This window comes from Bacteroides gallinarum DSM 18171 = JCM 13658, from assembly GCF_000374365.1.
In the GTDB taxonomy this organism is placed as follows: Bacteria; Bacteroidota; Bacteroidia; order Bacteroidales; family Bacteroidaceae; genus Bacteroides; species Bacteroides gallinarum.
In genome coordinates this window covers 231,222-243,580 of sequence record NZ_KB894115.1, presented here as the reverse complement: position 1 = coordinate 243,580, position 12,359 = coordinate 231,222, and the positions used below count along the sequence as shown (strand labels likewise).

The following is a 12,359-nucleotide window of genomic DNA, read 5'->3' as shown; positions in this document are numbered from 1 at the left end:
TATTCCTGTTTTTAATCTAATATCCACCAGTCGAGGACCAGTAGTTCCGGTCCATGATTTTTTCAAGTTCGAGGTCGGAACGTTCTTTCCAGAGGTCGAAGTCATCAAGCAGCTCCGTTCCGTCCTCCAGAGAAAGCACAGTATCCTCATTGTCAAACAGATAGTCTTGTATGTCATATCCGGACGGATAACGGTTTTCCCGGATGATTTCTTCTGCAATTTCCTTGTCCATTCGGTTGCCATTTTTTCAGTTCGCCGGTATTGTAACCGGATTCATTTGTTTTGTCTTTTCCTTGTAAAACCTGTCGATGGCAAGGAAGTAGTCCTCCGCATCCCAATCAGTGCCCGCATGCTCAGTCTCGAATTCTTCCGCCCACTGGACGATCTCGGCATTGACGGCACGGGAGTCCCTGTCCTCCCACAGGTTGTCCGCCCCGGCATTGTAGGCAAGGTCCACGACAGCCTCCTGCAACTTGTTGTAGCCGTTACACTCTCTACCGTTGGAACGCAGCCATAAGTCCACGTCGACGGCATCCTCTTCCGTCGTCCCATTGTGCAGGCACAGGCACTGCCCGTTGCCGTTATGGCATACGAGGACCGGCCGTTTGGTGTCGGGGCATATCCGTACCAGCAGCTCATTGGCGGCAAGTGTTTCCGTATCATGCCCATTGAGCATTGCAGGAAGCGCCTGGCTGACCAGACTCAGGATTTCCTGTTCCTCCTTTGTCCCGGACGGCTTGGAAGCCAACAGGTTCTGTATGCGTTTAAGAAGATTGTAAATCATAATCAGCAGTCATTATGTTCTTTCCAGATTTTACGTTTCTCGTCATAGCCCTTGTTTTCCCACCATTCATTGCAGGTTTCGGCAAACCCCTGATGGTTGTCTCCGGCCGGACACTTGTCCTGACGGCAACCCGTGATCTGTTCCATTTGATTTGCGTCCAACGAGTTCCACCATTCCTCCATGCGTTCTTTGAACTCTTTTAAAGTACAGAATGGCTGATGGTCCTCGCATTCGTCGCACCAGTTATCATAGCGGTCTATACCCGTGGTACCGATGAATGTACGGGCATTCGGATCCACCCATGCCTGGGTCTGTATATTGTCTGAACCGCACCCCTCGCATACGACAATCTCGTCGTCATTGACATCAGCGGAGATGAACCCGTGTTCTTCCAGCCAGTGGGCAATCTCAAGCAATCCCTCGGTCTGTACCTGTCCGATGGGCTCATCGAAATCCTCGCCGGCTTCGCCGTTGAGCGTGCAGAGCAGTTTGCCGTTCCCGTCGATGAAAAGTTCATAAACGGTCGCACTTTCATAACCGCCGTATCCGTAAAAAGCGGAATTGTGGACCACCACTATCGGGGAGGTTTCATACTCCGCTGATTCCGCCTCCCGGTAATGTACGCCGCAGTTGCGGTAGAACGTGCCGATGATGTTGTTCTCCTTCTTCACGGCGTCGCGGATTTTCTCCATAAGTGATCTTCTGATGGAGATGATACTGAGGTGCGCATAATCCTTACGGAGACGTCTGTACACTTCCTGCTCGAAGTTGCCTCGAACAGAGTCGAAAGGGGATACGCCGGCGTTCTCCCGGATATATTTGTCCTCGTTAAAGTTGTAGCGCCGGCAGACAATATTCTTGACGCGGCGGAATTCCTCTCCGGCAAATTTGAGGATACTGTTCTCGCCTAGCGAAGTCGGAAAATAGCAGCGGGGCATGTGCACTGTCATTTCACGGTAAAGTGTGTCATCGTCTTCCGGAAAGGTTCTGTCTGTTTCCGGCTTTGTAGGTTTTTCCTGTTCCATGTTGCTTGTTTTTTATCTGTAGTTGAACAATTTCCGGTTTGCCGCCCGTTGCATGGCGGTCACCATATTCTTATGTCATAATCTTTAAAATAGTATTCCAACTCTTTTAATCCTTCCAAAGAGTGCAGCTCGTTCTTTCCGGTCACTTCGATGTCGACGGATACTGCATTTTCATCTTTGATGTTTACTTTGGCATTGTCAAATACGCATCTTACATATTCTGCAATGCATGAGGCAGGCAGGTCGTTTTTTACAATATTAAGTACCATATTATTTATTGTTCATTAAATGTTTGCTACGTCCATAAACCGGGCACCGCTTGCGGTATCTGCATTCGCCCCGGGCCGCGTCGGTATGCGCCCGGTGCCATTCATCCCAGCTCTTCACTCCATTGTCTGTAAGGAATATGATCAGTTGCATGCAGCAGAAACCGCGTTCCTCACGTTTCCGGTCATGAAGGTTGGCCAGCCCGTTATCTTTAGGTTTCATACAGGTTTGATGTTACGGCAGGTTTGCTCGAAACGCCTTCATGGCATATCATTAAAACCATGAGACATGCACATAGGCATCGCTTTGGTCACTGCCGTTGATTAGACAATCGAGTACTTCGATAAACTTTTCCCGGTCCATCCCGACCTTTGCCAGGCAGGAATAAAATTCTTCGGCATTCTGCCGGAAGGTTTCATCCTGTTCTGAGATATGTTTTCTTAGCTGCTGCAGACCCGAACGGGCTATTTCGAAGTCATCGGTATAGGCGTCTTCTGCGGAGTTATCAACTTCGAACATTGTCAGGATATCATAAAAGATATCCTGACCGTCCCCGCCATACATACCCGGATATTTGTATTCGATTTGCCAAACTCTGGCTACATGTAGTTTTCTGGCCATTATCTTTTCATTTTTCGGATTTGTTGTCTTATGCAGTGCAGCATCAATTCGATACCACGGATGCTTTCCTCATTCTCTTTCAGTTTGTAATAGTAGGCGTTCGCTTCGTCGTAGTCTTCCCGTGCCTTGCGCAATCTGCATTCCTTGGCGTCACGGACCTGTTCATGGGACAGGTCGTAACCGATGAACTCGTCCATGAAACAGGAAACCGTACGCCCGTAATAGTGGTCCGTGCGGGTTTCCACCGCAGTACGGATGATGTCGTCGCACCGCCTTCCGAGTGTCCGGAGTACGTCGCTGATATGCCGGTCATGGTACTCGTAACCGAAGAAACGGGTATACCACTCGTGTTCCTGCCGGTTTGTCTTCCCCGCGTAATACTCGTACCATTGGGCGTCGCACTTGGTGTGCCTCTGGGTAACCTTGAATATGGCATACTCTTCACCGATCCATGTAAAACGTGAGAGTATCTCACTCGCTTCTTCCTCATAGTAGCTATCCCGCCAATTCAATTCTTCGGTCTGGCTGAGCGGGAGGAATGACTGTTTGGTGATCCACTGCCCGAAACCTTTGTGCGTGACATGCGGAAGCACTTTCACGACCTTGCTCCATGCCTCGTTGCAGGCTTCATCCAGTGAAGGGAAACTTTCAGGAAAGCGTTCCCTGTCCGTTCCGTCTCGCAACACCTCGTTCCAATCTTTGTCGCAGACAATGAGGGTGAGGTCCTCCCTCACATGGCAGTCGCGTTCGCAATAGCCGTAGGGAGCATCGCAGAGCGTGTACCACTCCTTCGGTCCATAACCGTCGTCACGTCCCAGATAGCGTCTGGGCTTCCCCTTCTCTGTCTGCACCTCCCATACTTCCGTGCAGTTTCCACGGTCGATATGGTGCAGGCGTACCCTGATTTCCTTGTTATCTCGTTTTTCTTCCATGTCGTTCATTTTTAGTATGGCCTGTCTTTTTCTTTTCGAGAATCCGGTAGATTTCTTCAAGGTCATGCTCATTGTCTATCGGTTGCCCGTATTCCGTATCCACGATGACCACCCTGGCATTGGCCAGGTGACATCCTGCTATCGTCTTGTCATAGTCGCTCCATTCAGGATTGATTTCTGTTACCGTGTCAAATTCAAGTCCGTATGATGTCTTCATTGTATTTCCAGTTATTATGCGTATTTTTCTATTTTATGCTGCCGCTTTGTTCTGCCCGTCGATAATATGCCTGCATTCGGCTTCCAGTTCTTTCATACATTCCGTACCATAGAATCCCCAACAACTGTCCAGTTCATTGTCATCGTCACTTTCCGGCATGATGCGATACCCGAAAACTTCCCCGGTATAGTAGTTGTCAAGGGTACTGATTTCGTCTTGTAGGTATCCCTCGATCCGCTTCCTGCGTTTCGCGGTGATGTTCTTCCACCCGTATTCCCGGCGCACCTTGTCCAACGGTACCGCGATGATTCCGAAAAATCCGGAATCCCACGGGCAGCTGAACGGCGAGGTGGATATTGTAATGCCGCCATGGTCGTAGAGGTAGACCGGCAGGGCGATATATTCCTTCAGGAACGATTCCCGGAAATTTCCGATATGCCCTTCAAAAACCTTGTCGATATCGAAGTGGTCATCAAACTCCTTCTCCGGGCGGTAGCGACGATGTGCCGTATAAAGCGTACCGAGATTGTCATACGCTTCACGCGGGCTTCGGGCGTCATCATCATAATAGATGTTGATGCGATACCCGTTATATTTGATTTGATTATATAGATTCATTTGCCTGGGTATTATGTTTTGTTACAAAGTCTTACAAATTGTTCCGTAATCTCGTCCCGCTCGAACTCGTCGCAGTTCAGGTCGAAGAATATACCCGAAGCCGCGAGCATGTCACGGGCTTCTCCGTAGGTAAGGTCGTTCCTGTGCCTGTATCTGTCCACCATATCCCGATGTTCGGCTTCCGCCCGGTCGTGCAGCCTCATTTTATACTGCCTGTACCATGCGGGGAACTGTTCCTTGGAAACCATATGTTCCAGCTGCAAGTCCCGGTATCTTCCCGGTGCCAGCAGGATGTGGCTGTCAATGTAGGACTTCGCCTCGGCTATGATTCCCTCCCTGGTGAAGGGACGGTGGGAGCGTGCCGTGAAATGCACCCATCCACCATGCAACGGGTGTTCGATTTCAATCTGCACACCCTGCCTCCTGACATGTACCACGATATAGGCGGTCTGGCCGGGGAACATATCGTCCTTGAGGCTCACTTCCCGGCAGGCCGGCGGGTCAACATGGATGTAGTGGTCCTGCCTTGCGCCCTCGAGGAACCTTTCAAGCTGCCGCATCGACTGGCAGTAGATGAATGTCCCCACGCGGCACTGGCCTCGGCGGATGTCGCCGTAATAGTACTTTCTTGCCCTTGCTCCGGTAATGCGGGACTCGTCCGATGCCTCGAAATAGCTCCGGTAGGTATCGTCCGTACGGCAGAAATCATATATTTCCTGAAAAGTCCTTGTTTTCATTTGTTACTCCTTTTTATGTATTGTCTTCTTCCGGCGGGGGAAATTCCCCCGTCCTGTAAAATATCTCTCCGAGACGGTCAGCCTGTTCCGCCAGACCTCTCTTCCGGACAGCCGACACGGCATCGCATGCGGCCTTTTCGTACATGCCCAGCAGTACCGCCTCGGGCAGGCGTTTCGTCCGCCACACCTCCTGTGCGGTGGCGAGCATCTCCACCTCGCAGCCCAGATGGGCGGCTGTGAGGATAATGACGGCATTGCCGATAAAGTTCGGTATGCGTTCTTCCTGTTGTTCTCCTTTCATTGTTCCGTGCCTTTAATCCGTTTCGAACTCGTCTTCATAGACCTCGATCTCCTTCCCGCTCTCGCAGATGCGTACCAGCCAGGTGTATTGGAGCCGTTCCAACAGCTCTATACGGCGATAGCCCTTGTAGGGCACTTTCAGCGTTGCAATGTCTCCCGGTTTCATGTCAGGCGGGTATTTCAAACTGGACATGGAAATGGAATTCGCTTATCAGGCTGCAGATCTGCGGTACTGATTTAGGATCCTCCCCGTAAGGGTAGAAGATGGTCCGGCAACGTGTCAGGCATCGGATACCCTGTTTTCGTAACCGGTACAGCAGGTAGGCCCTGCGTCGTAGTTGTTTCTTGCTCATCGTATAAAGGATTATGTCGTTTTGATTAGAATAGCGGTGTGGTCGTCAAACAGGGGCATCTCTTTACGTTTTCGATGTAATGCCTCCATTGAAAGATGCTCATCTTGTGTTAACAGGGATGAGCATCATTTCAATGGAGGGAGTACTAATTTATTCTGACCCGCCACACCGTGCCGCCTACCGGGCGGATGGAGATGACGGCCTATTTCTTACGCCATGCCGCCATCTTCTTTTTGATGTTGATATTGTTGTCCGCCAGCATTTTTTTCAGGACTGCCAGCAACCGCCAGCCTTCTCCGTTTTTATACTCTTCCGCCTTGGCTGACAGGAACGCCAGTGACTGGTACTTGTCCAGACGCCGACCCCGGTCATTGACAGCCGTGCAACCGTGGAAACGAATCAGGTTCTGCATGGTAAAGAACGCCCCGGCTCCCTTATAGGCATCCATCCATGCCTTGCTTTGAGGAGTGCCCCATGGCAGCCGGATACGACGGTCATTGAACTGTCTGACCGCGTTGTAAAGCTGTGTGGCGTCCAACGCGTGCCTGATGTGGGTTATCGCGATGGAAAGCGGGTAGTACAGTTTGGATTGCAGGTCCTCCACGAAAATATTACGGCCGTGTATACGCTTGTAGGGAACTCCCTTGCATTTTCTTGTTTCCAGGTTGCCCACGTGTTTTTTCAGCGCGTTGACATAGTCGCTCGCGATGGCCAAAACCACATCACGGTTGAACCAGCGGTTTCTCTCGGCAAAACCCGTGATGTCCTTGTGTTCCATCTTCATCTGGGCGTGCAGCTCGTTCAAGAGCATTTTCCACTGGTAATCATAGCCTTTCCGGTGAATCATCTCGGTCACCCCTGCCGGCTCTTTTTCACGGTAATGCGTGTATGACATCATATGGAACATTTGTGCCATGACCCACCGGCGGAAGAGTCGGTTGTTGGGAACGGTACCCTGTGCCATGATGCTGCCGAATATCGGGTCGTTGTCATCCAGGATGGTAAGTTTCCCGTCTTTGTTGGAGGCGATATACTCGCCGCCCTCGGCTCCCTGCATGGCGAACAGGCAGCTCACGTCCACACCGGCACCGCGGAGTGCCTCGATACGCTCCCGCGCCCCTTTGGGAAGTCCGGCGGGAGAATTATGGCCGGCCACCACCGGATAGACGGTGCCCAAATCCGAATTCTTGCCGATAACGGTGCCCGTGGCGGCAAATTCCTTGTCCGCGATGGCGAATTCCGTGCCGCATCCGGGGCACAGGACTTTTGTTTTTTGTTTCTTTCTGCTCATTGTGAATTTGTTAATAGTTGATTACTTCCGGGTTCCACCCATTTTCTGAGTATCACCAGGTCCTTGTCTTTTTCGCTTTGCCAGAACCATTTGCCCATCGTTTCGGGATTCCATGTGAACCCGCCTATAATCCGGCAGAGGATATAGAATTCCAGCTCGAATTGCGCGGTATCCCGGTGTTGCCCGTACAGCATGTCCCCGTCCTCGAGGTCACTTTCGGGCAATGCCATGAAATACCGGCGGGACTTGCTCTGGCTGCGCTCCGATGGTATCGAATGTTTATAGCGGCGGTACAGCTCCTCCACATCCGTGAAAAAATCCCCGCAGCCGTACTCCGGCAACCACGGAGCGCCATCATACCTGCCGTTCCGTATCATGTGTCTCCCGTTTACTTTTAAACTTCTGGACTGGAAATCAATCCGGAAATTTGCGCCGTTCTCTATGGCGGTGACGGTTTCTCGGTAAATATCTTCCATTTTCTCACCTGTTTACAATTAATGGCACTCAAACCCCTAGCGCGTATCTTTATAGTCCTGATAAATACAGTAGGACTTCGGTCCTGAACCAGGTAGTTGCCTGGCTCAGGACCAAGCTTGAATACTGTATCTTGAATTTGGGTCCCTCGTGCATATGCGGTCGCGCTACCTTCTGTTCAGGGGACTCATCCGGACGGCACATCCCTTTAAAAACCTGATACGGGCCGCGAGTACAGCTGGAACCTGTGTCATCTGTCGTGTTAGCAGGAGATGACACAGGCTCCAGCCGTGTGAATTGCGGCTCTGTTGAAATCCCGGCCTTGCCCCCTTTGCCCTGTGCTGTTCTTTTTGCGGTTCCCGGAATGCCGGCACGTTCCTTTACAGGTCCGATGTCTGCTGTGGCGGAAGCCGGAATGGCGCCGTCGTATAACGTTAGGGATACGACGGCGCGAGACGGGCTTATCGGGGACAGCAGGCTGAATCCATTCCCCCGAACCGCACGTTCCCGTGCTGGAAAAGACTGAAAGTTCTCATAATACCGGCACATGGCTTTATGCTTCCGATGTATCCCGCGTATGGGTCTTCTGCGGAGTCCGAAGGCGACGGTCAGCCGCCTTCAGACTCGGAAAGAAGACGTTGGTACGCGATGCCCAAACCTATTCCTTGAACTTTCCCGGTGTGCTCCGGTAACGGGTGCGGGACAGACGGCACATGACTTTAATTTCCCGATACATTACAGGCGCAGCCAGAATCGAGATGGGATTAACCGGGTGTTAGACCGGTTAATCTCGATATGGATTCTGGTTATAAGCCTGTAACGTTGAATAGCCTGCCCGTCCACCCGTTCTGCCGTGTGCCCGGCGTAACTTATAGCGATGCCACCAGCGTGTTGTACACCGCCCGGCTGGTCAGAAGGGCGTTACGCATGCAGCCGACAGTCAGGTAACCCGGTATGTCCCGGTCTGTTTTATCGCGGTTGGCCTTCACGTTGCGTCCCCGTCCCCGGACGATGCAGCCATCCGGTTTGGTTCGGACATATCCCAGACCGCCGATCTTGCACCTGCCCGTCTGAATGGCTCTAAAGCAGTCCATCACGAACTTGTTCAGCTCGTTGAGGTCACTCTTCACATTACAGACCGGCAATACCTGTATCGCCCAGCTGAACTCGCCCTTGTACAGGTAACGGTTCACGGCGTCCACGGCTTTTGCCAGTGTCGTGTCCCGGCAGCGGATTGTCCGCCGCTCGATCTCGTGCTGGAAGGTCTTGATGCGTGATGACGAGAGCGAGACCATGCCGCCCTTGATACTGAATCCTAAGAACTTGAACCAGACATCGGCTGCCAGGTATTCCACTTTCTTGGGATTTAGCTTCATGGATTTATCTTCCAGGCGTTTTTGGAGTGTGTCCATCGCTTTTTCATAATCCTTGCCGATAAAAAGCATATCGTCGGAATACCGGACGTAGTAGCCGTTCATTTGTGACAGTTCCCTGTCTAGGTCGTAGAGCAGTACATCCGCCAGCCAGCTAGCCACAGCACAACCCTGTTTCAAGGATTGATACTTGCTTTGCAACCGGTTATCTTCATCGAAATAGAGGTCCGAGTGGTAATATTTCCTAAGTACGTCTATCAGGGCAGACTGGCCGTGTTTGGCCTCCACCTTGTCGAACGCCTCGTCGATGAACCGTATCGGAACACTGTCGAAGTATTTGGAAAGGTCGGACTTCCAGCCCAGACAGCCGCTATTGCCGGTTTCTGTCATCCGGTGGCTGACTTCCGTAACTACCTTGCCGCACCCTATACCGGTCTGGTAGGACTTGCACGAAGAGTGCAGCATCTCCGGCATCAACTCGAAGAGCAGGTCGTTGGCGATACCCAGTACTACGCGGTCCATCGGCTCGTTTACGTACACTGTGCGGAACTCACCGTTGTCCTTGGGTATCTGCGCCGTGTGGGGAGGGGAAATCTCGTACTTTCCCCGGCGCATGGCATAGGCCATCGCCATACGGGTATGCTCGTCGGTCAGCCGAATAAGTTGGTCTTTCCTAATGTCTTTCAGCACGCCTTTCTCAATGGCCTTCGTCCACTGGCCTATGTCGAAGAACATTTGCAATATCTTGTCTTCATTCATAGCACTCAAAACTTTTTTGGGAAAGGATAAAATTCAGTATGTCCATGCCGGATTCTACGTCACATTCCTGCTCGTACTCCTCGCCCGTGTAGTAACTGTAACCCATGATGAAGATTTTCCCGTCTTTCCGGAGCGACGCGTTCGTGATGACCAGTTCCACGGGGTCACGGTCCACAACATGGAGATAGGTCGAGGATTGTTCACCGTTGTCATCAAGGCTGCCGCCACACTCGGAAAGCAGCTCCACGGACAGGGCGTAACATTTTTCATTCAGGGCTTTCTCCGCCACGTGATGGTTGTTCATCTCTTCCGTAAGTGTTCGGATGCGGTCACCGCGTCTCTGCTCGGGAACCGGTTCGAAAGCGGTTTCGAACATCCAGACAGGCATCCATTTATGGAAGACGGCGGGTCCCAAGCGGCATATGTAAACTTCATCGTTCTCTTTCTCCGTCTCCGGGATATCCATTCCCGAGGCTCGTGCTGCCGCTACGCTCATGCGCTCGAAACCGCCGAGGCAGGAAGGTGCCGACTTCAAACGGTAGGGACGGATGTTTCCTACAGGGACACCCATTGACATAAGTAGCATCCCCTTAAAAGTGTCGGTAACGGGAGTGGTTTGCTGTTTGTTCATTCTTTTATTCATTTTCTGGTCTTTGTACATACATTATGATTTCTCACGCATCCTCCGCAAGGGCTACAAGCCGCTCTTCCGGCAGCAGGAACTCCTCGTCCGTGAAGTAACAGCAGATTTTCCGGTCCACGGCCTCCGCCTCGTCCGATATGGGTGCGCCGTCTTTGCCGACCAGCACGTCTTGCAGACCCGTTACAGAGACTAGGGTTTTGTATTCCCCGCCCGTTCCACGGAACAGCGTCAGTTCCCTGACAAAATATTCCCTGTCATTCCATGTGATAATCTCAAACATTTCCTCCACTTCCGGGAACAGCCGGCACAGGACCGGAAACAGTTTGCAGGCATCGCTCCGGAGCATCAGGAAGACACATTCCATCAGGCATAGTCCGGCATCTTTGAGCATGGGCAGCAATACGTCCGTGCCTGCTCCGTTTGCCTCTGCCACTATCAGGGCTTTCCAGTATCCTTCCTGGAATGAGTCCGTCCAAGGGATGAGTTCGGCTGCCCTGACGGAATAGGAAACCGCGATTTCTTCCGGATTGTCCTCGTCCGTGGAAATCAGTCCTATTTTCGTGTCATCTTCGACAGGCTCCTTTACCGGCAGGCAGACTTTCATTTTCCGGAACGTGTCCGTGTCCTCGTCCGCCCAGTTGACAAAGCCGCCGAATCTTATAAAATCATATCTGCTCATTTGTCATTATTGTTTATTGTTATTTACCTTACAATTCTTCTGGTTCTCCATCGTTGATACTCCGGTAGAAACGGTCTCCGTCCGCCCACTTCTTGGCGGTGATAGCCAGCTCGAAAGCTTCCTCTATGGAAAGGCCGTCGGCGGGAAGGGCATCAAGGAGTTCTCCCATGCATACGTCATTCTCGCGATACTCTTTCTGCACCTTTCCGAGTGTCATTCTGCCCTTGTCCGTCTTTTTACGCCACAAAAGCATCTGTTGTATCCAATTTTTCATGCGATTCTTTTATTAAAGGAAATCCTTGGCATAACTGCGGGCTTCATTGAAAGTGTTGAAGCCGATTCCACTCATGCAAGAGATTGCCCAGTATCTTAATTTCCTGCTTTCGGCACGGGCAAGATAGATTTGCCCGATACAAATCCCGTCTTTGAGAATGTCATGCCGCTTGTCTTTTGTAATCCGTACCATGTTCCGACATTCACTTGTCCATTTTCCAAAATCCGTAATCGGACCCGTCACCGAGATGAGCACCGAAATAGTACCCCTCCGGTGAGTAACTATCGAGCGTGTCGAACAGCGATTCCAGCAATCCCGCCGCGTCATCGCTGTTCCACCAGTCTGCTTCTTTGTCCTCCATGGCATGGGCGGGGATGGCATTCATCACCTGCACGTACTCCGGTGTGTCACGGATAACGTCCAAGAACGCCGGAATCAGGTCCTGCGTGCGCATCGTGCCGTGGGAGATACTCTCTCCCGGCACGGCATGGAGGCGGTTTTGTGTCCTCTCGTCTATGAACATGGCATTTAGATAAAGGGCAGACGGGTATCTTCCAGCATGGAGGCCAGCATTTGACACATCTCGTATGAAGCACGGTTGCGGTCGTCAATGCAGCGTGAATCACGCCCTGCCATAGCGGTAATGGAAGCCTTTACCGTTCTGAAGAATGTCTGTTCCAGTGTCTTGTGGAAATAAGGAAGAGCCTGGGCGAAACGTTCGGACTTGAATCCCAAATCGTTCATGGCGTATTCCAGCTGTTTGGCCGCCTTGTACTCGCGGCTGTTCTCCAGGCTTTCCGGAATATCACCGAACTGTGCGGTCCGGAGCTGGCGTTCCAGTTCGATGACGGCCACCGAAAGCAACAGCTTGATGGCTTCCGGGTTGCCGATACCGTGTTTCTGCCCGTCAGCGGTATGGAACTCGATCAGGTTTACACTGTTATTCTCTTGTAATTCTTTGTAGCATGCGAGGGTCTTGCTGAGCGCTTTTGCTTTCTCTTTATCCATAATT

The 12,359-nt window shown here is 51.6% G+C and carries 21 protein-coding genes; all 21 read right to left on the bottom strand.

From position 1 onward, the window contains the following. Window positions 1-16: 16 nt before the first annotated feature. The 21 genes from C233_RS0101190 to C233_RS0101085 all read right to left on the bottom strand — a co-directional run bounded on the left by C233_RS0101190 (window position 17) and on the right by C233_RS0101085 (window position 12,355). The gene (locus C233_RS0101190) at window positions 17-232 is read right to left on the bottom strand and encodes a hypothetical protein (protein ID WP_004303944.1); all 216 of its coding nucleotides are present in this window, start codon (window positions 230-232) and stop codon (window positions 17-19) included. A 15-nt stretch (window positions 233-247) separates the two neighbouring features. After that, complete coding sequence (locus C233_RS0101185) at window positions 248-784, bottom strand: hypothetical protein (RefSeq protein ID WP_004293654.1); 537 nt, start codon at window positions 782-784, stop codon at window positions 248-250. Between the two features lie 2 nt (window positions 785-786). Next, window positions 787-1,809: a hypothetical protein gene (locus C233_RS0101180; protein ID WP_004293653.1), complete on the bottom strand. Its 1,023-nt coding sequence runs from the start codon at window positions 1,807-1,809 to the stop codon at window positions 787-789. Window positions 1,810-1,868: 59 nt separating this feature from the next. After that, a complete protein-coding gene (locus C233_RS0101175; RefSeq protein WP_004293652.1) occupies window positions 1,869-2,078 on the bottom strand; it encodes a hypothetical protein in 210 nt (69 codons plus the stop codon). Between the two features lies 1 nt (window position 2,079). Continuing rightward, window positions 2,080-2,298, bottom strand: a complete 219-nt coding sequence (locus C233_RS0101170) for a hypothetical protein (RefSeq protein ID WP_004293651.1) — start codon at window positions 2,296-2,298, stop codon at window positions 2,080-2,082. Window positions 2,299-2,349: 51 nt separating this feature from the next. After that, on the bottom strand, window positions 2,350-2,697 hold the full coding sequence (locus C233_RS0101165) for a hypothetical protein (protein ID WP_008143041.1): 348 nt from the start codon (window positions 2,695-2,697) through the stop codon (window positions 2,350-2,352). Further along, a complete protein-coding gene (locus C233_RS0101160) occupies window positions 2,697-3,629 on the bottom strand; it encodes a hypothetical protein (RefSeq protein WP_008143040.1) in 933 nt (310 codons plus the stop codon). Before C233_RS0101160 ends, C233_RS0101165 begins: the two co-directional genes overlap by 1 nt. After that, entirely contained in the window at window positions 3,610-3,846 is a 237-nt protein-coding gene (locus C233_RS0101155) for a hypothetical protein (protein WP_004322721.1), read from the bottom strand. Before C233_RS0101155 ends, C233_RS0101160 begins: the two co-directional genes overlap by 20 nt. A 33-nt stretch (window positions 3,847-3,879) precedes the next feature. After that, on the bottom strand, window positions 3,880-4,464 hold the full coding sequence (locus tag C233_RS0101150; protein WP_008143037.1) for a hypothetical protein: 585 nt from the start codon (window positions 4,462-4,464) through the stop codon (window positions 3,880-3,882). An 11-nt stretch (window positions 4,465-4,475) separates the two neighbouring features. After that, on the bottom strand, window positions 4,476-5,201 hold the full coding sequence (locus C233_RS0101145; protein WP_008860791.1) for a hypothetical protein: 726 nt from the start codon (window positions 5,199-5,201) through the stop codon (window positions 4,476-4,478). A gap of 13 nt (window positions 5,202-5,214) precedes the next feature. Next, the gene (locus tag C233_RS0101140) at window positions 5,215-5,502 is read right to left on the bottom strand and encodes a hypothetical protein (protein ID WP_004322729.1); all 288 of its coding nucleotides are present in this window, start codon (window positions 5,500-5,502) and stop codon (window positions 5,215-5,217) included. Window positions 5,503-5,514: 12 nt separating this feature from the next. Further along, window positions 5,515-5,694, bottom strand: a complete 180-nt coding sequence (locus C233_RS22110; protein WP_004322731.1) for a hypothetical protein — start codon at window positions 5,692-5,694, stop codon at window positions 5,515-5,517. Between the two features lie 362 nt (window positions 5,695-6,056). After that, the gene (locus C233_RS0101130) at window positions 6,057-7,145 is read right to left on the bottom strand and encodes a hypothetical protein (protein ID WP_018665669.1); all 1,089 of its coding nucleotides are present in this window, start codon (window positions 7,143-7,145) and stop codon (window positions 6,057-6,059) included. Further along, window positions 7,142-7,621 carry a hypothetical protein gene (locus C233_RS0101125; RefSeq protein ID WP_004293642.1) on the bottom strand — a complete coding sequence of 160 codons (480 nt, stop codon included), beginning with the start codon at window positions 7,619-7,621 and terminating at the stop codon, window positions 7,142-7,144. Before C233_RS0101125 ends, C233_RS0101130 begins: the two co-directional genes overlap by 4 nt. A gap of 867 nt (window positions 7,622-8,488) precedes the next feature. Continuing rightward, on the bottom strand, window positions 8,489-9,751 hold the full coding sequence (locus tag C233_RS0101115) for an RNA-directed DNA polymerase (RefSeq protein WP_008143026.1): 1,263 nt from the start codon (window positions 9,749-9,751) through the stop codon (window positions 8,489-8,491). Beyond that, window positions 9,744-10,412, bottom strand: coding sequence for a hypothetical protein (locus tag C233_RS0101110; RefSeq protein WP_008143024.1), 669 nt, complete (start codon window positions 10,410-10,412; stop codon window positions 9,744-9,746). Before C233_RS0101110 ends, C233_RS0101115 begins: the two co-directional genes overlap by 8 nt. Before the next feature lie 13 nt (window positions 10,413-10,425). After that, complete coding sequence (locus tag C233_RS0101105) at window positions 10,426-11,073, bottom strand: hypothetical protein (RefSeq protein WP_018665668.1); 648 nt, start codon at window positions 11,071-11,073, stop codon at window positions 10,426-10,428. Between the two features lie 28 nt (window positions 11,074-11,101). Further along, a complete protein-coding gene (locus tag C233_RS0101100; RefSeq protein WP_004293638.1) occupies window positions 11,102-11,347 on the bottom strand; it encodes a hypothetical protein in 246 nt (81 codons plus the stop codon). A 12-nt stretch (window positions 11,348-11,359) separates the two neighbouring features. Further along, complete coding sequence (locus C233_RS0101095) at window positions 11,360-11,539, bottom strand: hypothetical protein (protein ID WP_008143020.1); 180 nt, start codon at window positions 11,537-11,539, stop codon at window positions 11,360-11,362. 10 nt (window positions 11,540-11,549) lie between these two features. Continuing rightward, window positions 11,550-11,870, bottom strand: a complete 321-nt coding sequence (locus tag C233_RS0101090) for a hypothetical protein (protein ID WP_004303957.1) — start codon at window positions 11,868-11,870, stop codon at window positions 11,550-11,552. A 5-nt stretch (window positions 11,871-11,875) separates the two neighbouring features. Further along, window positions 11,876-12,355: a hypothetical protein gene (locus C233_RS0101085; protein ID WP_004293635.1), complete on the bottom strand. Its 480-nt coding sequence runs from the start codon at window positions 12,353-12,355 to the stop codon at window positions 11,876-11,878. Between the last annotated feature and the right edge of the window lie 4 nt (window positions 12,356-12,359).